General features: G+C 46.3%; 24 protein-coding genes and 1 tRNA gene. 7 read left to right on the top strand and 18 right to left on the bottom strand.

Annotated features, from left to right (window positions below; all coding sequences use genetic code 11):
- Nucleotides 1–219: 219 nt before the first annotated feature.
- From MJO46_RS16970 to MJO46_RS16940, 7 genes are all read right to left on the bottom strand, one after another.
- The gene (locus MJO46_RS16970) at nucleotides 220–1,254 is read right to left on the bottom strand and encodes a TniQ family protein (protein WP_253990350.1); all 1,035 of its coding nucleotides are present in this window, start codon (nucleotides 1,252–1,254) and stop codon (nucleotides 220–222) included.
- A 3-nt stretch (nucleotides 1,255–1,257) separates the two neighbouring features.
- Nucleotides 1,258–2,154 (bottom strand): TniB family NTP-binding protein, encoded by an 897-nt coding sequence (locus MJO46_RS16965; protein ID WP_253990349.1) that lies wholly within the window; start codon nucleotides 2,152–2,154, stop codon nucleotides 1,258–1,260.
- Nucleotides 2,151–4,028, bottom strand: a complete 1,878-nt coding sequence (locus tag MJO46_RS16960) for a Mu transposase C-terminal domain-containing protein (protein ID WP_253990348.1) — start codon at nucleotides 4,026–4,028, stop codon at nucleotides 2,151–2,153. The genes MJO46_RS16965 and MJO46_RS16960 overlap by 4 nt, the downstream gene beginning before the upstream one ends.
- Complete coding sequence (locus tag MJO46_RS16955; protein ID WP_253990347.1) at nucleotides 4,021–4,674, bottom strand: TnsA endonuclease N-terminal domain-containing protein; 654 nt, start codon at nucleotides 4,672–4,674, stop codon at nucleotides 4,021–4,023. The genes MJO46_RS16960 and MJO46_RS16955 overlap by 8 nt, the downstream gene beginning before the upstream one ends.
- Before the next feature lie 20 nt (nucleotides 4,675–4,694).
- On the bottom strand, nucleotides 4,695–5,513 hold the full coding sequence (locus MJO46_RS16950; protein WP_253990346.1) for a DUF2971 domain-containing protein: 819 nt from the start codon (nucleotides 5,511–5,513) through the stop codon (nucleotides 4,695–4,697).
- A gap of 299 nt (nucleotides 5,514–5,812) precedes the next feature.
- Nucleotides 5,813–6,271 (bottom strand): ribosomal protein S18-alanine N-acetyltransferase, encoded by a 459-nt coding sequence (gene rimI / locus MJO46_RS16945; RefSeq protein WP_253990479.1) that lies wholly within the window; start codon nucleotides 6,269–6,271, stop codon nucleotides 5,813–5,815.
- Between the two features lie 58 nt (nucleotides 6,272–6,329).
- Nucleotides 6,330–6,680 carry a hypothetical protein gene (locus MJO46_RS16940; protein ID WP_253990345.1) on the bottom strand — a complete coding sequence of 117 codons (351 nt, stop codon included), beginning with the start codon at nucleotides 6,678–6,680 and terminating at the stop codon, nucleotides 6,330–6,332.
- 222 nt (nucleotides 6,681–6,902) lie between these two features.
- On the opposite strand from MJO46_RS16940, the gene dpsA reads away from it, so the two are divergent.
- Nucleotides 6,903–7,370: a DNA starvation/stationary phase protection protein DpsA gene (gene dpsA / locus MJO46_RS16935; RefSeq protein WP_198780799.1), complete on the top strand. Its 468-nt coding sequence runs from the start codon at nucleotides 6,903–6,905 to the stop codon at nucleotides 7,368–7,370.
- A gap of 83 nt (nucleotides 7,371–7,453) precedes the next feature.
- Here dpsA and MJO46_RS16930 read toward each other — a convergent pair whose 3' ends face one another.
- The 4 genes from MJO46_RS16930 to MJO46_RS16915 all read right to left on the bottom strand — a co-directional run bounded on the left by MJO46_RS16930 (nucleotide 7,454) and on the right by MJO46_RS16915 (nucleotide 11,458).
- A complete protein-coding gene (locus MJO46_RS16930) occupies nucleotides 7,454–8,653 on the bottom strand; it encodes a DUF1624 domain-containing protein (protein ID WP_253990478.1) in 1,200 nt (399 codons plus the stop codon).
- Nucleotides 8,654–8,657: 4 nt separating this feature from the next.
- Nucleotides 8,658–10,847, bottom strand: a complete 2,190-nt coding sequence (locus MJO46_RS16925; protein WP_253990344.1) for a TonB-dependent siderophore receptor — start codon at nucleotides 10,845–10,847, stop codon at nucleotides 8,658–8,660.
- 85 nt (nucleotides 10,848–10,932) lie between these two features.
- Entirely contained in the window at nucleotides 10,933–11,223 is a 291-nt protein-coding gene (locus MJO46_RS16920) for a DUF2946 domain-containing protein (RefSeq protein WP_253990343.1), read from the bottom strand.
- Between the two features lie 158 nt (nucleotides 11,224–11,381).
- A tRNA-Trp gene (locus MJO46_RS16915) sits at nucleotides 11,382–11,458 on the bottom strand.
- A 359-nt stretch (nucleotides 11,459–11,817) separates the two neighbouring features.
- Here MJO46_RS16915 and MJO46_RS16910 point away from each other — a divergent pair.
- Nucleotides 11,818–12,156 carry a PBPRA1643 family SWIM/SEC-C metal-binding motif protein gene (locus MJO46_RS16910; protein ID WP_253990342.1) on the top strand — a complete coding sequence of 113 codons (339 nt, stop codon included), beginning with the start codon at nucleotides 11,818–11,820 and terminating at the stop codon, nucleotides 12,154–12,156.
- A 105-nt stretch (nucleotides 12,157–12,261) separates the two neighbouring features.
- On the opposite strand, the gene MJO46_RS16905 is transcribed toward MJO46_RS16910, so the two are convergent.
- Genes MJO46_RS16905 through MJO46_RS16890 form a run of 4 tightly spaced genes read right to left on the bottom strand, consistent with a single transcriptional unit; the run spans nucleotide 12,262 to nucleotide 15,313 of the window.
- Nucleotides 12,262–13,203, bottom strand: a complete 942-nt coding sequence (locus tag MJO46_RS16905) for a hypothetical protein (RefSeq protein WP_253990341.1) — start codon at nucleotides 13,201–13,203, stop codon at nucleotides 12,262–12,264.
- A gap of 48 nt (nucleotides 13,204–13,251) precedes the next feature.
- A complete protein-coding gene (locus MJO46_RS16900; RefSeq protein ID WP_253990340.1) occupies nucleotides 13,252–13,410 on the bottom strand; it encodes a hypothetical protein in 159 nt (52 codons plus the stop codon).
- A gap of 50 nt (nucleotides 13,411–13,460) precedes the next feature.
- Nucleotides 13,461–14,339 carry a 3'-5' exonuclease gene (locus tag MJO46_RS16895; RefSeq protein WP_253990339.1) on the bottom strand — a complete coding sequence of 293 codons (879 nt, stop codon included), beginning with the start codon at nucleotides 14,337–14,339 and terminating at the stop codon, nucleotides 13,461–13,463.
- A 47-nt stretch (nucleotides 14,340–14,386) separates the two neighbouring features.
- Nucleotides 14,387–15,313 (bottom strand): DUF808 domain-containing protein, encoded by a 927-nt coding sequence (locus tag MJO46_RS16890; protein WP_253990338.1) that lies wholly within the window; start codon nucleotides 15,311–15,313, stop codon nucleotides 14,387–14,389.
- Between the two features lie 239 nt (nucleotides 15,314–15,552).
- Between MJO46_RS16890 and rpiA the strand changes: the two genes are divergently transcribed.
- Nucleotides 15,553–16,212: a ribose-5-phosphate isomerase RpiA gene (gene rpiA / locus MJO46_RS16885; protein WP_253990337.1), complete on the top strand. Its 660-nt coding sequence runs from the start codon at nucleotides 15,553–15,555 to the stop codon at nucleotides 16,210–16,212.
- An 88-nt stretch (nucleotides 16,213–16,300) separates the two neighbouring features.
- Here the strand turns inward: rpiA and MJO46_RS16880 are convergent, their stop codons facing one another.
- Together MJO46_RS16880 and MJO46_RS16875 are read right to left on the bottom strand one after the other, a co-directional pair.
- Complete coding sequence (locus MJO46_RS16880) at nucleotides 16,301–17,491, bottom strand: class I SAM-dependent rRNA methyltransferase (RefSeq protein WP_253990336.1); 1,191 nt, start codon at nucleotides 17,489–17,491, stop codon at nucleotides 16,301–16,303.
- A 238-nt stretch (nucleotides 17,492–17,729) separates the two neighbouring features.
- Nucleotides 17,730–18,872: an endonuclease/exonuclease/phosphatase family protein gene (locus MJO46_RS16875; protein ID WP_253990477.1), complete on the bottom strand. Its 1,143-nt coding sequence runs from the start codon at nucleotides 18,870–18,872 to the stop codon at nucleotides 17,730–17,732.
- A 618-nt stretch (nucleotides 18,873–19,490) separates the two neighbouring features.
- Here MJO46_RS16875 and MJO46_RS16870 point away from each other — a divergent pair.
- The 4 genes from MJO46_RS16870 to MJO46_RS16855 all read left to right on the top strand — a co-directional run bounded on the left by MJO46_RS16870 (nucleotide 19,491) and on the right by MJO46_RS16855 (nucleotide 23,942).
- Nucleotides 19,491–20,210 (top strand): hypothetical protein, encoded by a 720-nt coding sequence (locus tag MJO46_RS16870; RefSeq protein ID WP_253990335.1) that lies wholly within the window; start codon nucleotides 19,491–19,493, stop codon nucleotides 20,208–20,210.
- Between the two features lie 19 nt (nucleotides 20,211–20,229).
- Nucleotides 20,230–21,603 carry a magnesium transporter gene (gene mgtE / locus MJO46_RS16865; RefSeq protein ID WP_253990334.1) on the top strand — a complete coding sequence of 458 codons (1,374 nt, stop codon included), beginning with the start codon at nucleotides 20,230–20,232 and terminating at the stop codon, nucleotides 21,601–21,603.
- A gap of 264 nt (nucleotides 21,604–21,867) precedes the next feature.
- Nucleotides 21,868–22,956 carry a methyl-accepting chemotaxis protein gene (locus MJO46_RS16860; RefSeq protein WP_253990333.1) on the top strand — a complete coding sequence of 363 codons (1,089 nt, stop codon included), beginning with the start codon at nucleotides 21,868–21,870 and terminating at the stop codon, nucleotides 22,954–22,956.
- Nucleotides 22,957–23,168: 212 nt separating this feature from the next.
- Nucleotides 23,169–23,942 carry an ABC transporter substrate-binding protein gene (locus MJO46_RS16855; protein ID WP_253990332.1) on the top strand — a complete coding sequence of 258 codons (774 nt, stop codon included), beginning with the start codon at nucleotides 23,169–23,171 and terminating at the stop codon, nucleotides 23,940–23,942.
- 57 nt (nucleotides 23,943–23,999) lie between these two features.
- Here MJO46_RS16855 and MJO46_RS16850 read toward each other — a convergent pair whose 3' ends face one another.
- Nucleotides 24,000–24,749 (bottom strand): RluA family pseudouridine synthase, encoded by a 750-nt coding sequence (locus tag MJO46_RS16850; protein WP_253990331.1) that lies wholly within the window; start codon nucleotides 24,747–24,749, stop codon nucleotides 24,000–24,002.
- Nucleotides 24,750–24,883 lie beyond the last annotated feature (134 nt).

The following is a 24,883-nucleotide window of genomic DNA, read 5'->3' as shown; positions in this document are numbered from 1 at the left end:
TTCAGAAACCGATATAAAAGTCGATCGCTATTTAGTCTAAGGTATTAATCTATTAGAACATTACTTCATATCAGTTAAAAATCCTTTTATAAAACCAACAGTTAAGCATCATCACTTTTTCAGGAAATTTAACCATCTTATTCGCTAAAGGTAAACATATTTTGGTTTGAAGTTATACATAGCCCGGAGCTGCTAGCTTCGGTGGAACATCACAATAAATTAGCGTTGGCTAGATTTTTTCGTTCCACCTCTTTTGCTTGTCGGTAAAACAAGAATTCTGTCGAGTTCAGCAATTTCGGCCAATCTTAAATCCCGATACACCTGATTCAATGGCAGCATCCGTTTTTGTATGGCGGTGTGAAGCTTACGTTCAGCCTGTACATCACTAATCCAGGCGGCAAGGCCTAATACGTAATGGCGCTCCTCAAGGTCTCGCTGTTCAAATGCCTTTCTGCTTTTTACCAACTCACGTATTGGTTGATCCACAATGTTACAAATATAGTCCTGTAAATAAGGGGCAAGATTTTCACTCACTATTAAACGGCACATTTGGTGCCATAGAATTAGTCTTGCTGTGTTTAAGGGACCACAGTCTCTGAACTGGCGGTCAACAACATTCAACAATGCTTCCCATTGAGTAAATGGCCTCTTGTGCCATTTATCTACCAACTCTTGTGGAGCTTCACTCAACAACGAATTGCAGTTCCAGCAATGATCCATAGAACTTGCCTCCAGCAAGTTGGCTTTGCCAAGCTCGACTCTGTGGAATGCAACTGGTTGCTGGCATTGATGACAACGATCATGCAGCATGATCTGATGTTTTGGACAAAATGTATAAAACGCCAGCCGCCAATTTAACCGGAAATAAGGAATCGCATCTTCTTCCAAACATTGTGGACAGTACAGAACACCGTAATTGCGGTAAATTCTGTGATACATATTCAAGGGTAACCACCAACGCAAAGGACCACTTAGACTTTTGCACTGGAATAAGCGGCCCTCAAATAACAACACAGTCATCTTTTTTACTTGATTAAGCGGAACCCCTGTTCGCTGACTAACAGTTTGCATTAGCCATTCAGGTGCCTGACGGTCAATATCACGATTCCACAACTGCCTTTGATGACCAAAGTTACGTACAGCGAATGTTTGCGCCTTCATACCATTAGCGTGGGCACAGCGAATAAACCAAGAAGATAATGCCTCCCCAGATAAAGGTCGGGGATGGGCTGGCCATAAAGTCCCAGATAACATGGCTTAAACGGTTAGAAACTGACGCCTGCGCTCCGAAGGCGGCGTCCAGTCGATGTTGTGTAGGCAGTCTAGTGTGATGCACTCACAGCCATTTAAAATAGCCAGTTCAGCTGCTGCGTTTAACACGCCTGTTAACTCGCCTATATTGCCCTCGCTCATGGCATATAATTTAGTGAAAATTGCTTCACTATGTAATTTTGATGGCAGCTTAAGAGGCAGCATTGCCTCAAAACTAGCCAGCAGACGCTTGAAGTCATCATTCATTTCCCACCGCGGCAGGTATATGGGTTTAAAGCGATTAGCTAACTGCGGTTCAGTCTGTAGTGCTCTAAGTGCATCTTTGGTGCCGACACCTACAATCGAGATTTGCAGCTCATTACTCAAGTACTTAAGCACATTCAAAAAAGCGCGCTGTCGGTGCAAACTACCGGCAAGGATTTGGTGTATTTCGTCTATAACCAGCACCTTTAGCTGTGCATACCGTAACAGTTTCAGTACCTGGAACTGCTTCTTATCAACGCGCTCACTGGGTTTGTAAGGCGCAAACAATTGATCCAGAATAGCATTATAAAAGCGGCCTTCATCCGGTACCGGTGGTGCCTGCACATACATAACAGGTGCAGTCACAGATTCACCTTCTGGGTTGTCGACCGCCGGATTTAGCCGACAGAAACGTTTTGCCAAAGTGCTTTTACCGTTGTTCGAGTCACCAATCAGGATGATATTTGGCATCCGATTCACCCTTGGGTGTTGCAGTAAATCATCCAGTTGCTTCAATACAACCTTGGCATGAGGGTAGCCAATCCAGCGGTCTGACTTAATTCGAAAAATCCGATCAGCATCAGTCAAATTAAGTGCTTCTCTGGTACTAGGCGTGAGATGGCTGGGATTGTCAGTCATAGCTCGTCCAGCTCATCAAACGGCAAAAACTCCGTGTTGTTATCATCTTGCTCAACAGGTAGCACAGGCCGTTCAGCTTTGGCTGACCGGCTTTGCTCAATCACAGTATGTGACAACTGATGTGTTTTGCGTCGCTGGTTCATGCGCCTTACCGCCTTACTGGTTTTCACTGCTGTGGTTTCAATTTCGCGCATACGCTCATACGCATCAAAAATAGCCTGTTCATCTATTTCTCTCACACCAGCATCTTCAGCGCGTTTACGTGCTTCACGCAGCTCCCAAATGCTAATGGGTGGGTGCGACAAATTACGATATGGGATGGCGTAATAGGTTGCCAACTCAGGATCATAAAACCAAATTTGGCTTAGATCGCGTGGGTCGCGCCGAAACATAAATTTACGCTTACGCTTTGAATCATTCGGATCAGGAGCGTTAATCCACACCCGCAACACGTCTGAATAATAGTGAATTTTGTCAATTTGTACGCCGTAATCCAGCACGGCTCTTAGCTCAAACGGCATTAAATCCAGTCGCAATTTAAACTCATCAGCAATTTTGGCCGGCAGGCCAGAGCCTAGTACTTTATCTGAGCCCAAAATACCACGCTGCCAGGCCTGTGCTGGCGACATACCAAGGCTGCTATGTATTTTATGGTGGTAAACATCAACAATATAAATCGTTAGCCACTGCTCGAACTCTGATAAAGTTAACGCAGCTTTTCCCTCAGAGTCATACTCTCCTTTCTCTCGCGGATTAGAAAAAGTAGTACCAGGTAGCGTATGAATTTCTTGTGCGAAAGAACCCAGCGCTCGTTCTACATGAGCACCGAAATTTGGCCGGCCTACCGGACGCCACTCCAGATCGATACCGTACTCATCACAACCCCGTTGCATCATGCTGCCTCGAAACTCTTTGGCATTATCAAGATGTACTTTAGCCGGCAAGCCCCACACTAACCATTGGTTTTTTGTTGGGTACCGAGTAAGCCATTTATCTTTCATTAAAATTGCATGGGTTAAACACAGTCCGGTCGATAAGGCACTGGGTGGATCGAATGAGACATAGAACCCCGTTACCACCCTTGTACAGACGTCAAATGCCAAAGTGATCCATGGCCTGCCAACTGGTTGCCGATAATGATCGTCCACCAAAATAATATCAAGTTTGGTGTGGTCAATTTGCACTACGGCCAGTGGGTAATCCGCACCAGGGAAGCTCCCCTCATGTGGCTTATAGCTTAAGTCTGCGGTTTTGCGTCCAAGGCGACGGGCGGCAACCAATTCACCCTGTAATTGCTTAATGCGATTTCGAACACTGTTGCCATGTGGTATAGGCAGGTTCTGCCTTAAACAATGCTTTCTAACTTCATCACATACTTTCTGCTGGCTCTTTTTCTGCTTAGTCAGGTATTCGCTTTCAATCGCCTCACGGATAATCTTCTCTACCTCGGGCGTTAACTTAGCCGCACCTTTATCACTACGTGTTTTGGGCAGCAGCGATGAGCGTAGTCCACTTTGCTCATACGCTCTTAGCCAACCATACACCGTATTGGTATGCACCGAATGAGTTGTTGCCTGGGTAGCGACATCACCTCGCGTGCGGTCGGGCTTGTCCAGCAACGGTTTAATAATGTCATAACGCTTTTGCGCAACCACCCAAGCGCCTTCACCAATAGCTTGCAGATCGGTATGATTTTGCTCGTTACTTTGCTCAGCAGGTTGCAGATCATTAACCTTGGTGACGATGACCGCTTGATTAGCATCATCCAGCAGTTCTACGTTTTCTAATGAATTTACTCGGCGAATGCGGTGCACCTTACCTTGGTAAAATACCAATTTGCCAGGCCTTAATTCTACCAACGCCACTTTAGTCATTTGCCACACTCCAAACTGTACTGGCCATCGTCAGTTTCTGTGTCAAATCGGCTCCCACCTGCATCGTACCTATTAGGTACCATAATAGCGGAATATATTCAGCCTGAACCATAGGATTCGTATCGATGCTGTTTAGCAACTCTTGCACTGAATAGCTTTCTACTTTGGTCAGAGTGCTTAGCAACAGGGAAGCAAGTTCTGAATCAGCGGAAGCTCGACGGGTAAAAGGCAGCAGAAACTTGGCGTTATCCAGCAGCGGCGTCCGGATATGCTTTTCAGTTATTAGCTTAAACCGCCAGCCACGATCTTTAGCAAGCCGGTATGCAGCCTGAAACTTCGGTTTGAACTGCAACCATTTTTCACGAAGTTCATCGCGATATTTCACTTCACACAGTAATGGCTTGTGTCCAGATTTGCGGTAATACACCAGTACATCCGGTGTGTAAGAACGCTCTTTATCCTTTTCATCAAACCACGGCACTTTAACCGGCTGTACTTCAAAGCGTTCTACGTCAGCAGAAAACTGCAGCAACGTCAGCCAATCCCGCTCCAAGGTAGACTCATACATAGCCTTACCCTCAGATTTCGAGTTTGCTGCAACGCCAGTCACGTTGCGATAGTTTTTAGGGATGTTGCGAATTGGCATTTTTTTTCCCGAAGAACATTTTATCGATATGTCCCTCTCGACTTTCTAATAACAACCTCACCTAAGCCCAAGGTGACTAGCTTTTTCTTTAACTCATTTTCTGAGATTTTACACGTGGGACCAAGAACTACCTCTTTGATTGCAGATATATTTGCAAACGTTGTGCAGAATTTATGGTACTTAGATTTCTCATCATAAATTTCTCTCTCAGCCAGCTCATATGGATCTGTAAAAGCATCAATTTCAATAAACCCACGTGTCTCTCGCTCATCAACAAAAAAGTCATTTTTATAGAGTGTACATAATCGTATTAAAGCCATACAAAGCTTGCTATCTGTCAAATGATTAAATTGCGCGTCATTCAACTGAACTCCAGGATTCCGTCGCCTAGACTCATTCAAGTATTTTTTTACCTCATTAGTAAAAATTTCTACGCTGTAAATTACCGGAAAGAACTGAACTTTGCCATTTATTGGAGCATTTTTAGCTAGATATCTTTGAAAAAGATGATGATTTTCAACTTCATTTTTAGAATATCCAATCGCAGCACCATTGCCATTATCCCCATATCCACGCCACATACTTAAACAATCGAATTTCTGAGAGAATGAGCAAATTAAAATCGCGAAATCTGAGTTTACTTTTGAAGGGGATATCTGTTTAAGGATATAAGCTTTATCAGGGAATTCTGCCTGTATAACTTGTTCGATTATTCTGTAGCCGCAATCATACTCGTCCCAGTCGTTCATTTTTTTTATATCCGAAAACCAAAGCTCTTGGCTCTCCAGCATGTTTATAAAAGTATCCACGACCGCATATCGGTATATAATTTCTTCCATCAATAACCCCTCGAGGTCCAATTTGCCGCTCAAAACTAAAGTTCAATCATTTCCAAAATAGAAAAGTTCCGTATATCAGTACAACACAGCGGTGTAAATTTAGGCAAGTGAATTCCTCAGTAGTGATTAGCAGTGTAGAATAACTCTAGAATGGATGAGTCTAGTACAAATTAGCATTGTGATTCACAGAAGTTAAGTAAGTCATTATTGGGTTTTAAAATAAAAACAGCGCATTAGCGCTGTTTTTTTATGGTTATAGCTTTAAAAGGCTAAGGCATAAAACTGGTGGGTTATATACATCAAATCGCTAAATTTAAATCCATCAAGAGTGCATCTTCCTTACCTTCAGCCGAAGAATAGTAACCCCTTCGACGACCGGATTCCGTAAACCCCGCCTGTTGGTATAAATGGCGCGCCGCTGCATTTGATTCCCGCACTTCTAGCATAATCACCACAGCGCCCGAGGATTTTGCGACATCAACCACCCCATTTAATAATAACCGCCCATAACCATGCCCCTGCTCAGCTGGATCGATACAGATATCAATCAGGGTTACTTCATCGACAATCTGCTGGATAATCGCAAATCCAATCAAGGTATTAGTCTGAGTCTTTAATCCGAGTACCCGATACAAACGACCGAAAGAATCGGCAAGATTGCCCTCACTCATAGGGTGAGAGTGCGCCTTGCCCTCAATGCTGACCATTTGGCTAAGATCATTGGCCTCGAGGAAAACTAACTGTAATTGCGCTGTCATATTTTTAGGGTATTGAGTATTCACACGGGGTTTCCAGATCCAGTTTTTGAATGTCGTTTTATGCTTGGGACTGCTGCTCACGCCACTGCCAAATCTGCGCCCACAGGGCACGTTTGGCCCCACTGTCCGCGAGTAAAGCGGCAAGCGGCTCCGACACAAGCCAAGCGGTACGCGGCCTGACTTTATGGCGGCGTAAATCCCAGACAATTTGCTTACCCTTATGGGGTTCACAATCGAAATCGCACTCATCCCGTGCCACGCCAATTAACTTAAGCACGGTATCGATGAGGGGATCGGCTTGGGGCAGTTCACCATCCCTATCCCAAATCACTTGGTAGGGCTTAACCTTGGTATCGCGAACTTGCCAGACAGTAATAGCCATGGCTTCTAAATAGGCTGATTTATTCACAGGTTAGCTTTTATTCTCGGTTATCGAGGCCGTGACATAAGCATACCAGCTACGGCCTATTATTGTTACTGCCGAGGGGTTTAGTCATGTTTATCCGTGAGCCAGTTTCTGATTTTAAAATCGTAAATTTCGATTGATAAAATCTAATTTAATCGCTTTATATTAAATCGAGTTAGGCTAATCTATACCCATCAAATTGGGCAATAATAGAAAGAAAATACCATGATGAATATCGGCATTAATCAAGCTCATAGAGAAGATATCGCTGCAGGGTTAAACCAGTTATTGGCCGACAGTTATAGCCTTTATCTGAAGACCCACAGCTTTCACTGGAATGTCACGGGCCCTATGTTCACCAGTTTACATTTGTTGTTTGAGCAGCAATATACCGAACTGGCCCTCGCCGTTGACCTCATTGCCGAGCGTGTGCGCGCCTTAGGTTCCAGAGCCTTAGGTTCCTATTCAGCCTACGCGGCACTCACTGAGATCAAAGAAGATCAAGGGATCACTAAAGCCGAAACCATGATCCGCGAATTATTGGGCGATCAAGAAGTGATCATTCGTAATGCGCGGGCGCTGTATCCACTGGTGGGTCAAGCCAATGATGAAGCAACGGCGGATCTACTCACCCAACGCATTCAAATCCATGAGAAAAATGCCTGGATGCTGCGAAGCTTACTTGCAGAATAACCACTATACCTATTATGGCGTTAGCTAAAACCAAAGTTGCCAAGCGGTTACGCTTGGCGACTTTTCCTTTGCATAACTCAAGCTTAGAGGTACTTAATCCAAGCCTGGGTGCTGTGCTTTTTATACTCGCTAAACCGTTTAACGGGATAATAAAGTACAACGATTAACACTCCCGCGATTAACCAAATCCATCCCATACTATTCACGCCAAATAGCTCGCCATGATTAGCACCAAAGGTAAATTTCGCTAAGGTATAAAGCAGCAACAGCAGGTACAAATGCAAGATGTAGAAAAACATAGGCACTGAGCCAAACACAGACAACCCATGGCCGACTCGTCCTAATCTCCCATCTGGTGAAAAGTACCGTTCTAAGGCCACTAAACAAAGGAACATACCGCCTAAGGTCACCAGTAAAAAGCTTAATGATGGCGGATATTTAGTTAAATTAAATACCGACATCAAAGTTTCACCAAAATGCACTCCCGCCTGCCAAGGCAAGGTTTCACCATAGAGATTAAAGCCGCGGAGCAATGCAAAAAGTACCCAACAGCTTAGCCCTAACCTCAACAGTGTTTGCTGGCGCTGCGAGGCTTCAAGCGAGTTAGCATTCGGTTTTTGACTAAAAATAGGCCCTGCAACATAACCCAGTAAAATCACGCCCATCCAAGGCAGGGCGGGATAACTCACCTTAATCTTAAGCGCGCCTTCACTGACAAGATAACCGCGGTCGTGCAACAGAGTCCAAAGACTGTAAGCCCACTCACTCGGCTGAAAACCAATTGGTGTCAACAAATTATGGCCAAAAACAATCACAAATCCTAAAAGTGCCATCCAAGGCCTTGGCAGTTTTATCAGCGCAGCTAGGGTTAACATGCAAAGGCCAATCACCCAAATGACCTGCAGCCAGAGGGTGTGATAGCTCCCCATCCAAGAGACATTAATCACTAAAATTTCCAACGCAATTAAAAACACACCACGTTTAAGCAAAAATGCGCGTGCAGAACGGGGCTTACCATGGCTAGGGTGAGCATAAAGCCAAGCGGAAACGCCGGTTAAGAACACAAACACAGGCGCACAAAAATGGGCGGCAAAGCGGCTCAAAAAGAGCCCCCAAGAGGTTGCGCTCAGATCCATAGGATCGCTCACCTGCATATGTAGGAAAAAGCGCTCCCGCACATGATCGAGCAACATTATCAGCATCACAGCACCGCGCATCATATCGATACTTTGAATGCGCGCACTGCGAATACTCGGCGTTAGGGTTTTATCTTGATAATTCATAGCGCTAGAACTCATAACTTAGGCCCACTTTAATGCTTCTTGGCTCTCCGGGAACGGCCCACAGCGCCGAGTAACTACTGGCGATATAGTGCTCATCCAGTACATTATCCAGATTCACCCCAAGGGTTAAATTGTCGCTCAGGTGAGTATTCATAAATATGCCAAGCAACTGATAGGAAGGTAATTGAAAACTCGGATCGGCAGAATCCCCGAGACGCGAATCCACATAACGCCAACTCAGTCCTACATGAGCATCGATAGAAAAATCATTTAAGTCCTGCTTAAGCACTAGATTCCCAGTATGCTGAGGCACATTCACCAACGGGCTGCCAGCGGGAACTTGCACGCCCCAGTCCAGATTTAGGCTGTCATTGGCGGTGCGAGTATTCAAATAAGCGTAGGATAATGTGGCCTGTAGTGACTCCGTCAGCTCGGCGGCTACATCGAGTTCAACCCCGCTACTTTTGGCTTCACCTAAGGTGGCTGAAAAACCGACATTGATAGGATCTGAGGTCAGGATATTGCTCTTGGTTGCATCAAATAGCGCCAAACTAGCTTTCAGCGCTAAATCTTCACGCCATGTCGCATTTAACTTCATTCCTAGCTCAACAGATTCGCTCTCTTCGGCCTCGAAGGGCTTACCCGCAAAGTCAGTCCCCGAAAGCGGTAAAAAACCTTCAGAATAAGAAGTATAGAAACTTAAGGTATCGGACCATAAATACACCAGACCGATCTTAGGACTGACACGATTATCCCTTTGAGCCGATGTCGTCTGTTTAACAGACTCGGTGATTTCTTGCTGATAAGCATCAAATCTTAACCCTAAGTGCAGCTTCCACTTTTCAGTGAGATCCATTTGATCTTGCACGTAGGTTCCCCACGCCTTTTGGGTTTCTTCATTATCATACAGCAAGCTCACTTCAGGCCGAGGTCCACCATATTGAGGCTCATAGATATCAATAGCATAGTCACCTTTATTGCCTCGATACCGATAGAGAGCCGTGTTTAAACTGTAGTGGTAAGCATCGGCGCCGAGCAGCAAATTATGGCGAATAAAGCCAGTGTCCACATGGCCACTTAACTCTAGACGCAGTGAATTATCCTCAGAGGCGTAGTCACGATATCTGTGCTGCCTAGTCAGCGTGCGACCATCATCAAATAGCGATTGTCGCCCCTTGGCTAACTCGGCATCAGACGAATAGCCCTTCAAGCTAGAATCTCGATAGTTATAGCCAGCGGTTAACGACCAAACATCATTTAATTCATAGTCATAGGTCAGCTGATGCCCAGTAGCATTCACCTTCGTTGCACCATCATTAGGTTCACCTAAATAACGTGAACGGGGCACTGTATTGATATCGTTATTAAGTACAACAATGCCGCGATCGAATAGCTGTTCCTGCTTGAGATATTCCATTTCATAGAGTAGCGAGGCTTTATCGGAGATCTGCCAACGTACGGATGGCGTAATGATTTTTTTATCGCTGAACACATAATCACGGAAACTATCGTGCTCCTGCCAAGCGCCATTAAGCCGAAACGCCAGCTTGTCGGTCAAGCCTGAGGTCACATCACCCTCCAATCGATATTGATCGAAACTTCCTGCCGACGCTTTTACATAACCACTGGTTTCATACTGGGGTTTCTTAGTGACAATATTGACCGTGCCACCGGGCTCAGAGCGACCATAAAGGGCAGAACCCGGGCCTTTTAAGATCTCCACATAGGCAACGTTCGATAAATCCCTATGGCCGCTGAAACCGCGACCACCATTAAAGCCATTGATTAAATAACCCGATGGCATGTTTTCATTACCCGGAAAACCGCGCAGAGAAAAACTATCCCATAAACCACCGCCATTATTTTGCCGCGCCACGCTGGCGGAATAATCCAACAGATCTTGAAACCGCGTCAGCCCCGCATCTTTGATCAATTGCTCATCTAGCACACTGATCGCTTGGGGAAGCTCGGTAGCAGGCACATTGCCACGGTAGGCTTGGCGATAATGGATACTTAAACGTTCAATGCCAGTATCAAGCGCCGTATCACTAGCCATATTAATAGCACTTTCAGTATCAAGTGCTTGCGCACTCGATTGGATGCCCTCTGCGGCCAACAGCATAGAAATAGGATTGAGCCCAAACAAGGCGCCCAGCAACAGCGCTACGCGCTTGGGAATATAAAAAGAGATCATTTTCACTCCGAAAATAAACAGCATCGGCACCTTAGCTAAGCCAAGGCGCACAAAATTAATTAAGATAAACTGAATAAACAGTAACTTAAGCTGTTATGGGCGGAGCACGACTGTTGAAGTAACGACAACAAGGTCGTTTAAAGGAAATGGCTTGGAACTCAACGCAGATATAACACTGTTGAGCCAATTGAAAATGAAAGGGTGTACTAGTTAGCGCATATTGCAACTGGTGCTGATGCAAGCACAGCGAACAATGGGCCTTGGTATCGTCATTAGCATGGGAAACACTGTGCACCGCAAACGCAACAGACAGCAACACTAAGATGGCTGCAAGCCATAGTGCTAATCTGCGCCTTGTTTGCACCACAGAGCTCAAACCATACATCCTCAAACCAAAGGGGTTGCGATTGTATGTTAGACACAACGAAAGTTGCAAATACCTTTACTTCACAAATGTAAGCAAATGCACTGAAAAATTTTATGGCAGAAAAAAGAAAACGGCTCGCATATTTCTATGCAAGCCGTTGTTTTATTTGGCAGGGGTGGCAGGACTCGAACCCGCAACCATCGGTTTTGGAGACCGCTGTTCTACCAATTGGAACTACACCCCTGTTGACGAGGGGCATTATGCTAAAAGCACTCCCAAAGGTAAAGGACTTTTTATGACAAACCCTATTAACTGAGGATTTTTCAAACAAGTTTTGCTATACATGTTGATTTTGAAAGCATAATGCTGAAAAACACGTCACTAAACCCGATCAAGTGACAAAGACTTGGGGGATACTAGTGGATAACGCTTTTATACTCTCTTTAAATTTCCACTCTCTTCAAGAGAATTATCGCCAATCACCTAGATCAAAAGAGCCGCGATAAACACAGTTATCGAAAAAATATCTGAGTTCGATTTATAAAAGTGGGCTTTTATAGTATAAGCGTCGTCAATTTCATACACAGATCCACAGGACCCCAAATGTCTGACAAATTTTTCTTTAAAGGCCGCCGCACGCCTAAGCCAAAACATGAGAGTTATGGCTACAACACTAAGCGCGTGACTAAACCAGGCACCGAAGCCTCACCGCTCGAACTCGTCGTCTCTAGCGAAGCGCGTAAACTCGAAGTTGCTGCGATTGTTGCCGAGCATCAACTGTTCGCTAATATCGAAGTCAATGCCGATGTGGCTGAGAATATCATTGAATTAGAAGGTTTATTAAATAAACCTAAGACCACTACCTTCGAGAAAAAACCAAACCGCAATGAGCCTTGCGCCTGTGGTAGCGGTCAAAAATTCAAGAAGTGCTGCGGCAAGTAAGCGCTTTTATCAGCGTGATATAGATAGGGACTTTTGCTGTAACGCTTTTGTGCGTCTGGCATAGCCCCTTTTCTCCCCTATTTTTAGCTTCTGCCCCAAAGCAAATTAATCTTCCAGCTTTGAGATAAAAATCCGTTGTAGATCGTTATTCCATAGTTGAATAATTTTGCGGGTCTTTTCTTTATTCCAAAAGCATTTACCAAATAAAATCAAACCCGCCCCTTCCAAGTCCCGTTTATCTTCGATAGCAAATTGCTTTAGTAGTTTTGCCTTCACTCCATCGATAGGAATGCCTATATCTTTACTATCGGCGGGATTAAGCCAGCTCATCGTCGAGTCTGTATGGGAGATAGTGCCCCAATACATGTGGGGTTTGTTATCGCTTGGGTCCGCATCGGCAAAATTGACAAACAGGTTCTTTGCCCGCCAGCGGTATTTACGATCGCTGTCCGTGTATACCCAGAGATCTGATTTCGCCAGATCGGTTCCGCGCAATAAACTGTGCAGCAACTTTTCGAGCCCTTGGCTTGGCACCCGTTTCTCGGTTGTGCGCGCAGCAGTGTTAACTTGGTAGTCGGTTTTCGGCTCTTGCACTTGACCGTCCGCTGATGATGCAACAGGTACTGGTGACGACTCAGATATAGAAGATGGCTTAGACGTTGGTGCTGTTTTACTTGCCGATAGCGCGGTTGGCGTGTTGTTTGTGGAGGAATGGCGGCGAGGTTTGCGGCTAAAGTCAATCATTAAGGCATCGGCATCCACCAGCTGTTGCTGCACTTCGAGGGCATCTTGTTCCTCACGGGATTTCTGCGCCGAAGGTTTAAATTCAATGCAATCGGCTTGGTGATATCTGGAGCCGAAACAAGTGGCTTTGCCATCCTTTGAAGCTTTACGGAAATATGCTTTACCGCCGCACGCAGGGCAAATTAACCATTGCCGCAAACGCTCGATATCCTCATCGGGTAACTGTTGAAACTTAAAAACACTATAAGTCGTTCTCGCAATTAAATGATCCTCGGTTTCGAGTTCACAAATAGCATCTAACATAGTGTTCTCCTTTATTCTTGCCTGCTGGCACTGATGTTCGCAAAATCCCTAAGCCCAGGCATTTACCCCTAGGGTAATCATCCCTAACAGGATCAACATGCCCAGCACGCGGTAAATCAAACCTAAGGTACTGGTGCCCTGTGAACTCATATCAGAGTGTGATGGCCTGATGTTTTCCTTTGCGGCATCTTGGGTTTTACACTTCATTCGGCATCCTCAAAATATTGTTCCAATGGCACCATGAGGCTTAAAGGGATTTACTGCCCAGCTTTTGTGGCACTCGATGCATGATAAAAGGGGGTCAGCTTGCTGATTAACGCGTTGAAACACTCGAGTGCCGCCAAGGCATCGGCGGCGGCATAATGGATTTGAGCATCAGATAAAGGCACCTGCTGCCAATTCGATAGGGTGAGTTTCTGAGGCTTGTCGATACGCACACCCAAAAGCGCCGCAACTAACTGGCGCGTCCCCATCTCCTTATCAGCCCCAAGTTGTGCCAGTGCCCAGTTTAAATCTAATGTTGGGGCTACATAAATATCCCATTGCCGCTTAAGCGCCCGCATATCACCGCGTAAGCCAACGCCAACTTTGAGTATGCTTTCATCTTCTAACAAGGTTTTTACCTGCGCAAATTGCTCACCTAGAATGGCATGTTGAAACAGATAGCAAGCGTCCGCCGTCGCGATTTGGATAAGGCTCAAGGGATGCTGCACACCACGCTCAAAGCTAGCACGGGTTTCAGTATCAAAACCTAAGACTCGCTCAGTCTGTAATCGCGCCAAAACAGAATATAATTCAGATGGTTGAACCACCTCTATGTTAAGCGGTTGCAATTCAAAGGCTGCTAATGCCGCCAGTTCAGCATCATCGGTACGGGTCGCTAAGGCAACCCGCTGTTGTAACCATAAATACGCCCACTGACGCTGCGCTTGCTGCTGGGTCTTAGGCTTGCAAGTGCTTTCAACATCGTCCACGGCCATATCTTCCGCTTGCAGCTCGGTCACAGCATTAAGCTTATCGAGATAAGCCTTACCCGCCGCATCCATCGCCGCAATCAGTCCGTTAGCATCTTTTCCAAACTCTTTGCGTAACCAAGCCAACTTACTCGGGGAGATACAGTATTTCATTAACTTCATCGTCGCCCTTCCCTGTTCGGTCAATCTTCGATTGTCGATATACCCGGCTAACTACGCAGTTTTTGTATTCCTGTCATCAGGATGACCGCGACCGCACCCGCTAACACGCCAAATAAACCGTTAAGTATGCTTGGTGTTAATAGCCCAAGCGCAGGGCCAACCACACTAACAGCCTCAACCGCTTGTTCCGCATGGTGAATTTGCTCACTAACGATATGCAGGCCATGGGTTAAAATCCCGCCACCCACCATAAACATGGCCGCTGTGCCGATAATAGTTAAGCTTTTCATTAATAGGGGCGCGGCGCTTAATAGGCCAAACCCGAGTTTACGATTCAATTGGGTGATGACGGACTGGCCTTGGCGCTGGCTTAAATACAACCCAGCATCGTCCATCTTCACAATGGCGGCGACTAAACCATATACGCCTATGGTCATCACAATGCCGATAGCGGCTAAGGTGAGAAACTGCGTCGACAGGGACTTATCCGCCACTATCCCTAAGGTAATGGCAATAATTTCCGCCGATAATACAAAATCGGTGCGGATCGCCCCCTTGATTTTTTCGGCCTCAAAGGCAACCCAGTCGGTGATTTCTGGCTGCTGAATTTGGTGACTCTCATGTGGTTGATCTTTTCGATGAAGATAGCTGTGATGCAGTTTTTCAAACCCTTCGTAACACAAAAATAATCCACCAAACATCAATAGTGGCGTCACTGCCCAGGGAATAAACGCACTGATCAACATGGCCGCTGGCACTAAAATCAGTTTATTGCGAAACGATCCTAAGGCCACGGCCCAAATGACGGGTAATTCACGGTCCGCATTCACCCCAGTCACTTGCTGGGCATTGAGGGCTAAATCGTCACCTAACACCCCCGCCGTCTTCTTCGCTGCCACCTTACTCATTACCGCGACATCATCCAAAATGGATGCAATATCATCGAGTAAAGTCAATAAACTCGCCCCAGCCATAAGTAATCCCTTCAATCAATTAATCAACTTTTGCCATAGTAACTTAGTTAGATTGAATGCGTACAGTGAAATGCATTTATCTTAACTGCTTAAGTTAATTAGAGTATTGGGGGACTTTCTTATATAGGCCTGTCTGCAACTGAGATCACAGTGGCATAGGAATTGGGCCGCATTATTTATCGGAAAGGAGTATACTAAGCCCAGAATTTTTTACTCATTTGCCTTAACAGGATGTCAACATGACTCAAGATGAAATGAAAAAAGCAGCCGGCTGGGCCGCACTTAAGTACGTTGAAAAAGACAGCATTGTCGGTGTTGGTACAGGTTCGACTGTGAATCACTTTATCGATGCCCTGGCGACCATGAAAGCCGATATCGAAGGCGCCGTCTCTAGCTCTGAGGCATCCACTCAGAAGATGAAGGCGCTGGGTATTCCCGTTTATGACTTAAACAGTGTCGATCGTTTATCTGTCTATGTGGACGGTGCCGATGAGATCAACGGCCATATGGACATGATCAAAGGCGGCGGCGCAGCATTAACCCGTGAGAAAATTGTCGCGGCTGTGGCTGAGAAGTTTATCTGTATCGTCGATAACACTAAGCAAGTCGATATTCTTGGTGAATTCCCACTGCCAGTTGAAGTCATTCCGATGGCGCGCTCCTATGTGGCACGTCAACTGGTTAAGTTGGGCGGCGATCCTGTGTACCGTGAAGGCGTTGTAACCGATAACGGCAACGTGATCCTCGATGTGTACAATCTTAAGATCCTTAATCCAAAGGAATTGGAAAGCCAGATCAATGAGATAGTCGGCGTTGTGACTAACGGTCTGTTCGCTAAACGCGGCGCAGATGTGTTACTCGTTGGCACCCCTGATGGCGTAAAAACCTTTACAGTCTAATAAGTGAAGTGTAAAAACTTTCGCAAAAATACGCGATAAAAATGCCAGCCACTTTATTCTAGGGCTGGCATTTTTTATGGTGCAATTCTTACCAAGCTCTAGCGACTAGACCTTTTAAGTAGAATCCTTCGGGGAAGGCGCTACCTATTGGGTGATCGCTCGCTTGGCTCAAGCGTTCGATAAACTGAATTTCGCGTTTCGCATCCAGCGCAGCATCGGCCACGATTTTTTGAAACAGATCCGCCGGCATTAATCCCGAGCAAGAGAAGGTCAATAACACCCCGCCCGGATTCAATAACTGCAATGCAATCATATTGATATCTTTATAGCCACGACAGGCACCGTTTAACTGCGCTTTATTATCGGCAAACTTAGGTGGGTCGAGTACGATCACATCGAAGGTCTTGCCTTCATCACGGTATTGGCGCAGCAACTTGAACACATCGGCTTCGTTGTAATGCACATTGTCATCACTCAAACCGTTCACTTGCATATTGAGGCGGGCAGTCGCTAAGGCTAAAGAAGACACATCGACGTTTTCAATACTGGCTGCGCCCGCTTTGGCGGCGTACAGACCAAAAGTGCCTGTGTAGCAAAAACAGTTCAATACCGATTTATCTTTCACAAAACGAGCGGCGATGGCACGGTTATCCCGTTGATCGAGATAGAAACCGGTCTTATGCCCTTTCGTCACATCGACAGCAATCTTGATACCATTTTCTTCAATAATCACCGGCATTTCGGGCAGAGTGCCATGCAGTAACCCCGTCACAGGCAGTAGGCCTTCTTTCTTGCGGGAATCCACATCGGAGCGCTCATAGATAGCGCAATCAGGATATTGCTCGGCCAATAGCTCGACTAAGGTATCGCGCCATAAATCCGCACCAGTGCTCAGTAACTGACACACCAACACATTGGCGTATTTATCAATTGTGATCCCAGGTAAACCATCGGACTCGGCGGCCACTAAACGATAACCCGTTAAACCTTGCTCGCGGATTAAGTCATTACGGCCAATTTGCGCTCGCTGTAAACGTCTGGCAAAAAACGCGCGATCAATTTCTTCTTCGCGATCGAAGGTCCAAATCCGCACTTGGATTTGAGACTCTGGAGACCAAGCACCACGGCCCAACCAATGGCCATCATGGGCAACCACATCCACGGTTTCACCCGCTGCTGGTTTTCCCTTAATGTTATGAATCGCATTAGAAAATACCCAAGGGTGGTGGCGTTCGAGCGATTTCTCGCGCCCGGGTTTAAGTTTGATCCTGATAGCCATAGTCTGCCTGTAAAATACTCTGCCTGTAGAATAGCCGCCGTTGAAAATGGCTGCAGTCTAAAAATGGGAAGCGGATGATATACCCAATGTCACCTAAGTGCGAGTACCGAAGGCGCCGCAGCGCTTATTTACCATCATCCACGGGGTGTCGATCATACCTTATTTTAGCGGTTAACTCTGAATGATATTCATGCTAAATAAGGTTGGGATCGGACGAATAAGTCGTGAACACGCGAATTTAGCTGCGCAGTGCTAGTTCAACAATCACAGGCGCATGGTCTGTGCTGTAGGCATCGCGCTCATATTCGGGTCTGACTAAGTGCCTATCGCAGGTCTGATAATCGATGACTTGCGCCAAACTGCGGCCATGGCTCGCATCAAACTCGCTCGAAAGCAAAATATAATCCAGCACTGAACCCTTAGGGCCATAGTAATGGGTCGCAGCCCTGTGTTCCCTATGGTAAGCGGCATTGCCAGTCAAACTGTCCCTCAAATTCGCTTCAATAAATAACTCATAGGCATCCTTAAGCTGATACTGGACAAACACCGCAGACAATGCCGCATCCGATAAATGCCCAAGGCCAGCGGCTTTAATATCATTACTGTGAATGCTCTCGCCCTGTATCGTTAACGCATCTAAGGCGCCCATCGTCAGGCTGTCATTAAAGTCACCCATCAGGATAACGGGATGTTTAGATACTTGTCTGCGTACCAATATGCCATTGAATAATAATGCGGCTTCCGCGCCGCGCTGCATGGTGGATGCCCAGCGGCCTAGGGCTTGCTCTGTGAGTAATTGGGTTTCTGAATGCAGCTTCATGCTTGCTGTGGGTGCCACATTGTCTACACCCAGGGGCTGATGCTCAAATGGCTTAGGCTCGAGGGCTAATCCCGCGCGTTTTGATTTAAAGTGCACCACATAGAAATCGCACAAACCTATTTGCGGCACTTCAATGGTTGCCCGCAGCACCTTGCGGCTAAAGGCAAATTCACTCGATAATCCCATGGCCGCTACTAAGCGCGCATCAGGCTCAACACTGCTGACTGCCACTATGGGATAACGGGAGGCAAGCGCGACCACAGGGCTGCGATAAATGTAATCACTGATAAGCGTGGGCTCATCGACAATCGCAAAATGCACTAAACCTTGCTCGCTGGTGATTCGCTTTAGCGGCTCAGGGCTAAATACTTCTTGAAATCCGACAATATCGGGCTGGCGATGGGTGAGAAACTCACTCAACCACTGGCACTTTTTCTGCCACTGGCCATGGCTATAGATATTTTCAAAATCGTAGTAGGCCAAAGGCGGTTCAATAAAATTAAACAGATTGATACTGGCGATCTTAATATTGGCCGCCCTAGTATGGGGAACTGCTGCCATCTTTAACTTTGGCTCATCGATATCATGTGTCACAGCTTAATACCTCTCAATCTGAATACGGCGGTGGATATTTATGTTCCCTTTGGCTTATCAGCAAAACTCAATTTAAAAAACATACCAACAACCTTGCAAGCACAAAAAACAATCAATCGCCGCAATAAATTCACACCAAATCCAGCATTACATAAGTGTTAACTTTTGTTTAAAATATAAATTCAAACAAAAACATATGTAATCTTTTGTGCGGTTGACTTTCAATTTGAGTCCCTTAAAATCAAGCCACTTTTCATCATTGCGGAGACCCACTGTGGGCACACACATAAGCGACAGTAGATGCCCTGTCCAAAAGACAGGATTTAACGCCTAGCACTAGCCCGCAATAATTGCTGCTACCTGCTAAGCAGGGTAGTAGTGTGAACCATTCTTCACTCCGCCCCCCCAAATATTAATCACAAACCGTAAAGCCTAGGCCTATGGCTGCGCTTTTCGCTATTCCAGCATGTCCGCTGGGGTTGGGTTATGTGTATTTTTTGCATCTCAAAGCAAGTTTTTGCCTCAGTAGACTTCGTTTACCCCTGAAGGTTTTTACTTAAGGGTTTACATCTGAGGAGCCTAACCATGGCTTATATAAATAACGCGTTCATTTTACGATCTTTATCCTGTGCAAGCATCAGCTTGTACTACAGCATGAGTGCGGCGGCATCGCACCTCGAAGTGGATGACCCCGCCCTTGCGGATCGCTGTGAATTAGAAATGGGCTGGCAACAACCTAGGTCGGATCATGCTCGCCCACAATTTAACGCAGCCACGACTTGCAGCCGCAATCAATGGGAATGGCATTTAGGCTTAGCGTCCAATGCCAATGACGCTATTCGTGAGGAGCAGGCTGAAGTCGGTATCAAGCTGCCGCTCAACTTAAGCTCTTACTCAGATTCAGGTTCGGATTCAGATCGGCAGCAGGACGATTGGCACAGTGCTATGGTGATCAATCTGCAAAAAAACCTTGATACCAGTAACGAATTTACCACCGAAATGTTCGGCATAGTAGGCAAAACCTTAGGCGACTCCGATGTCAGTCTCTATGCCAATTTAGGTTTAACCCATGGATTTAATGAGTCAACCCAATTATTGGCGGGTATCGCGGCGGCCTATGAACTCAATAGCCATCACCGCGTGATAGCCGAGCTTTACCAAAAAGAGTTGAGTAATCCAGCCTATCAGCTCGCCTATCAACACACGCCGCAACGACAGCTACAGCTGGAATTGAGCCTAGGCAATGCCCTTAGCGGCAACGCGCTGCAACTTGGCGCAGATATCACCTTTTACTTTGGTCACTAGATCGTTGAGAGAATGAACTATGAACATGAATAACAGCACAAACAACACTAAACAAATCATTCATAATCTACAGATGATTGTCGAGCAGCGCAGCGCCAGCGCCATGGCTGAATTAGCCGAAAAACGCCATCCTGCCGATATTGCCGCCGTATTTAACGTCTTTAATCAAGCTCAGCAAGTCCTATTGTTGCAACTGGCAACGCCTAAGATTTGCGCCAATCTGTTTCGTTACCTGAGCGACGAACTCCAGGCAAGCTTAGTGCAGCAGTTAGATAAAACCACGCTTTCGGCGCTACTGGTGCATATGGCGGCCGATGAACGTGCCGACCTTTACAATTTGCTCGATGAACCCCAGCAAGCGGCGATTTTACCTGCCCTAGCCTTGGCTAAGCGGGAAGATATGCGCACCCTTGCCGCCTATGATAAAGCCAAGGTCGGCGCTGTCATGACCTCGGATTACACATTACTTAATAGCCGCCATACCGCGGCAGAAGCAATTGAGACTCTACGCACTGAGGCCGCCGATAAGGAAACCATTTATCAAACCTATGTGGTTGATATGTTAGGCCGCTTAATAGGAACTGTGTCTCTAAGGCAGCTATTGCTGGCACAGCCACACGAGCGAGTGGTCGATTTTATGAAACCCGACCCCGTAGCACTCGATGCCAACGCCTTTCGTGAAGAAGCGGTGCAGATGATCGCCCATTACGATTTAATGGCGCTGCCCGTGGTCAATGGTAAAGGCCAACTCGTCGGTATCGTCACCTACGATGATGCTATGGATATTGCCAGCTCACAGGCGGATCTTGAGTTCACAAAAACCGCGGCCATCGGCAATATCGACCATAACCTTAAGACCGCCAGCATTGGTTTACTTTACCGCAAACGCGTGGTTTGGCTGGTGATTTTAGTCTTTGGTAATATCTTCTCAGGGGCGGGGATCGCCTTCTTCGAAGATACCATTGCCAGTTATGTGTCCTTAGTCTTCTTCCTACCGCTACTTATCGATAGCGGTGGCAATGCGGGCTCACAATCGGCCACCTTAATGGTGCGCGGTTTAGCCACGGGGGAAGTTAAAATCAAAGATTGGCTATCTATGCTCAGCCGCGAATTGCTGGTGGCGGGTTTACTGGGTGCCAGCATGGCCGCGGCCGTATCACTGCTCGGCTTCTGGCGCGGCGGGCCTGAAATCGCTCTGGTTGTCGCGCTCACTATGCAAATTGTGGTGATTATTGGCAGCTTGATTGGTATGTCTCTACCCTTCCTGCTGAGCAAGTTAAAGATGGATCCTGCGGCGGCGAGTGCGCCACTGATCACCTCCATCGCCGATATTATTGGTGTATTAGTGTATTTCGGCATAGCCACTATGGTGCTCGATTTACCTATGCCTTAGATAACATCATTGGGGAGCACTGCCGATTGCCTTGGCCGAGCTTCCCAGAAAAACTTCCTTTCTCAACTGTCTATAGAAACTTCCTATAAAAACTGGCGCCTCGCTAAATCGGCTAATAACCACAAAAAATATAAGAATAAACCCTAGGGATAGGGTAATATTTCACTAATAAGATTAATTTTTACCTATCCTTAACATTCGTAAATCCACAGCCATTCAACAAGCAGTAACCATAACGATACTAACAAAGGTTTAGAGGTTTTTATGTGGTTTAATTCCAAGCTCAAATCGGAAAATAGTTTACTCAAGCAACGACTCGCCGAGCAGCAGCGTAGGCATCAAATCGAAATTGATGAACTAAAAGCTATGGTGCGTGAAAACGAAACCATGCAGCAACAATCACGCCAAAATACCGATCTTTTTAATGAAGTGATTGTCTGCCAAAACCAGGGGGGCGAGATGCTACATGCGGTGCGCGATGGCCTAGCCCAAAGCGCTGAATTACTCACCGCCGAACAAGAAGAACTGTCAGAACTCGATAAAATTTTCGATCAGACCCGTGTCGCCATCGTGAGCTTAGGCAATAGGGCGACTTATATTAATGAGCAGGCCATGGGCAGCATGAAAGCCGTGACCGAACTAGATACAACCACCTCATCGATCAACCAATTTGTCGCGGCAATTCAAGGCATTTCAGAACAAACTAACCTTCTAGCATTAAATGCCGCCATCGAAGCCGCCAGGGCGGGCGAAGCGGGACGGGGCTTTGCCGTGGTCGCCGATGAAGTGCGCCAACTGGCGAGTAAAGCCCATGAGGCCAGCAGCCAAATTGAAAAACTCGTCAAGCAAATTGTCACTCAAGCAGCGAGTATTAAAGAGATTGTTCATAATAATCAAAGCAGTGCTATGGATGTCGCCTCATCATCCACCCAGATAGGCCAAGTGGTGGAAGACGTATTGCAGCGCTCTAAAAAAATGCAACAGGTTATCCATAACGCCGCCACAGCCTCTTTCTTAAATACCACTAAACTCGACCATGCGGTTTGGAAGAGTAACGTATATCAACTGATTGAAAAACCAAAGCATAGTCACGATGTAAACTCGCATACAGAGTGTCGCTTAGGGCAATGGTATTTCAAAGGATTTGGGGCTGAACATTATCAGCATTTGAGTAACTTCAAGGCCTTAGATGCACCACATAAGGCGGTGCATGAGGCGGGTAAAGCGGCGCTCAACGCCAGGCAAAAGGGTCATCTGCCTGAGATGGTGAAACAACTGCACCTTATGGAAGATGCCAGTATGCGCGTTGTCCATTGCCTAGATAATCTTATGCGGGATGTGTATCGGGCCTAAATAACACCGCTTCTAAACCGCTGTTTCTAAGCCTTAGTACCCCACTGAAGAGCGCAATGCCCGTGCTCTTCAGTGGGAATAAATCCAATCCATAATTGCAATTTACAAAAATAAGCAAAAGTTCTACTTGATAGCCGAAGGCATCTCATCTTTAATAGCATGAGAGCAAGCTGTGAGACTCAATTGTAACATTCTAATTTTTAGGGTTATTAATGAAATTTGTCACAGGTATTTTGCTCACTATTTTTCTCTTCTGTGCACTTCCCCTTAGCGCGCAACAGCTGAATATCTATACCGAAGAATGGTCGCCGATCAGTTTTTCCATCGATGGTAAACCCACAGGTTTAGCGGTACAGGTCGTAGAAGAAATTCAACAGCGTATCAAAAACTCAGATCCTATCAGGGTCGTACCTTGGGCTAGGGGCTGGAAAATACTAACCGAACAGCCCAATACAGTCCTGTTTACTATGACGCGCACGGCCGAAAGGGAACAGATGTTTACTATGATAGGGCCAGTTGCCGTCGGCACGACTAATTTTTATGCCTTAAAAAATAGCGGTATAAAAATCACTACCCTAGATGATGCCAAAACGGCTAAGGCGATAGGCGTCTATCGCGCCTCGGTGGAGGAACAATTACTCATTGAACGTGGTTTTAGCAATATTGCCGCCTCATCGACTCCGCTATTGAGTGCAAAGCAATTGATGAAACATCGCATCGATCTTTGGTGTAATGCCAATCTCACCGCACCGAGCATTCTTGCCGAAGCGGGTGCCAGTATTGATGATGTCGAGTCCCTCTATACCATCAGTGCCAATCATCTGTATCTTGCCTTTTCAAAGGGCACACCCAATGATGTGATCGAGCAATGGAAAACCAGCCTCGAAGCGATGAAAGCGGACGGTACTTTCGCAACGATTTACCACACTTGGCTCCCCAAGGATGCCCCACCGATGCAAACCGAGCGAATTGGGCTTAGCCACTAAATCGAATCTTTTTGACCCACCTATTGCTCTGAGAAAGGAGCTCTTAGAATAAACCTCTTAGAAAGGACAGTCGCATATCCAATCGATACGCTCACCCGTTATTGGATGGTCGAAGGCTAAGCGGGTCGCATGCAGCATTAATCTGCTGTGATTGGTTATCTTAGTTGTACCAAGCCCGTGCGCATCAACCGTGTCCGCATAAACTGTGTCAGCCACCTTCTCCCCCACACCGCCATAGAGATCGCATCCTAAAATCGAATGGCCCAATTGCTGGCTGTGGAGCCGAAGTTGATGGGTGCGGCCAGAAACGGGGGTAAACTCGACCCGAGTGGCAAAAGGCTCGCTTAATCGTTCCAGCACTCGATATTCGCTGATCGCAGCTTTGCCTGTGCTATGGCAAATCTTCTGCAATGGGAAATGCTCGATATCCTTAGCGATCGGCAGATTAATCACCCCGCTGTCAGCGGCGACATGCCCATGGAGCAAGGCGGTATAACGCTTCTCAAGAGTGCGAGCCTGAAACTGCTTAGTCAGCAAGCCATTCACGGTTTTACTGCGCGCTACCAGCATGATCCCCGAAGTACCAAAATCGAGCCTGTGCACTAAGGTGGCACTCGGAAAATCCTGCACTAAACGATAATGTACCGAGTCTAAGTTGAGCGGATTCTTCCCCGATAGGCTCAATAAGCCGCTCGGCTTATCTATCAGTAAAATATCACTATCTTGATAAAGGATCTTAATCTGGCCCTCACAGGGCGGCGCAATAAAAGTATCGACTTTGGCAAGGCTATCGGTTGGAGCTGACATAGTTTTTCAAGCAACCTAAATGGGAAATAAAATGAGCTAAGTCATATTCAAAACAAGCTGAAAAAACTCAATAAAACAAACTCAAAAATTGAGTAAAACAAACACAGGCCTAAATAATAAGGCCGTATAACTTA

This window comes from Shewanella sp. KJ2020 (assembly GCF_024197625.1).
In the GTDB taxonomy this organism is placed as follows: domain Bacteria; phylum Pseudomonadota; class Gammaproteobacteria; order Enterobacterales; family Shewanellaceae; genus Shewanella.
Note: the sequence above shows the minus strand (reverse complement) of the source record. Positions and strands in the feature narration are given on the sequence as shown.

Coding starts and splice junctions, on each gene's coding strand:
- MJO46_RS16910 (WP_253990342.1), top strand. CDS start 11,818: ATGTCTGACAAATTTTTCTTTAAAGGCCGCCGCACGCCTAAGCCAAAA.
- MJO46_RS16965 (WP_253990349.1), bottom strand. CDS start 2,154: ATGACTGACAATCCCAGCCATCTCACGCCTAGTACCAGAGAAGCACTT.
- rpiA (WP_253990337.1), top strand. CDS start 15,553: ATGACTCAAGATGAAATGAAAAAAGCAGCCGGCTGGGCCGCACTTAAG.
- MJO46_RS16960 (WP_253990348.1), bottom strand. CDS start 4,028: ATGACTAAAGTGGCGTTGGTAGAATTAAGGCCTGGCAAATTGGTATTT.
- MJO46_RS16930 (WP_253990478.1), bottom strand. CDS start 8,653: ATGAATTATCAAGATAAAACCCTAACGCCGAGTATTCGCAGTGCGCGC.
- MJO46_RS16875 (WP_253990477.1), bottom strand. CDS start 18,872: ATGGCAGCAGTTCCCCATACTAGGGCGGCCAATATTAAGATCGCCAGT.
- MJO46_RS16855 (WP_253990332.1), top strand. CDS start 23,169: ATGAAATTTGTCACAGGTATTTTGCTCACTATTTTTCTCTTCTGTGCA.
- MJO46_RS16870 (WP_253990335.1), top strand. CDS start 19,491: ATGGCTTATATAAATAACGCGTTCATTTTACGATCTTTATCCTGTGCA.
- MJO46_RS16950 (WP_253990346.1), bottom strand. CDS start 5,513: ATGGAAGAAATTATATACCGATATGCGGTCGTGGATACTTTTATAAAC.
- MJO46_RS16895 (WP_253990339.1), bottom strand. CDS start 14,339: ATGAAGTTAATGAAATACTGTATCTCCCCGAGTAAGTTGGCTTGGTTA.
- rimI (WP_253990479.1), bottom strand. CDS start 6,271: ATGACAGCGCAATTACAGTTAGTTTTCCTCGAGGCCAATGATCTTAGC.
- MJO46_RS16905 (WP_253990341.1), bottom strand. CDS start 13,203: ATGTTAGATGCTATTTGTGAACTCGAAACCGAGGATCATTTAATTGCG.
- MJO46_RS16860 (WP_253990333.1), top strand. CDS start 21,868: ATGTGGTTTAATTCCAAGCTCAAATCGGAAAATAGTTTACTCAAGCAA.
- MJO46_RS16970 (WP_253990350.1), bottom strand. CDS start 1,254: ATGTTATCTGGGACTTTATGGCCAGCCCATCCCCGACCTTTATCTGGG.
- mgtE (WP_253990334.1), top strand. CDS start 20,230: ATGAACATGAATAACAGCACAAACAACACTAAACAAATCATTCATAAT.
- MJO46_RS16955 (WP_253990347.1), bottom strand. CDS start 4,674: ATGCCAATTCGCAACATCCCTAAAAACTATCGCAACGTGACTGGCGTT.
- dpsA (WP_198780799.1), top strand. CDS start 6,903: ATGATGAATATCGGCATTAATCAAGCTCATAGAGAAGATATCGCTGCA.
- MJO46_RS16900 (WP_253990340.1), bottom strand. CDS start 13,410: ATGAAGTGTAAAACCCAAGATGCCGCAAAGGAAAACATCAGGCCATCA.
- MJO46_RS16925 (WP_253990344.1), bottom strand. CDS start 10,847: ATGATCTCTTTTTATATTCCCAAGCGCGTAGCGCTGTTGCTGGGCGCC.
- MJO46_RS16850 (WP_253990331.1), bottom strand. CDS start 24,749: ATGTCAGCTCCAACCGATAGCCTTGCCAAAGTCGATACTTTTATTGCG.
- MJO46_RS16890 (WP_253990338.1), bottom strand. CDS start 15,313: ATGGCTGGGGCGAGTTTATTGACTTTACTCGATGATATTGCATCCATT.
- MJO46_RS16880 (WP_253990336.1), bottom strand. CDS start 17,491: ATGGCTATCAGGATCAAACTTAAACCCGGGCGCGAGAAATCGCTCGAA.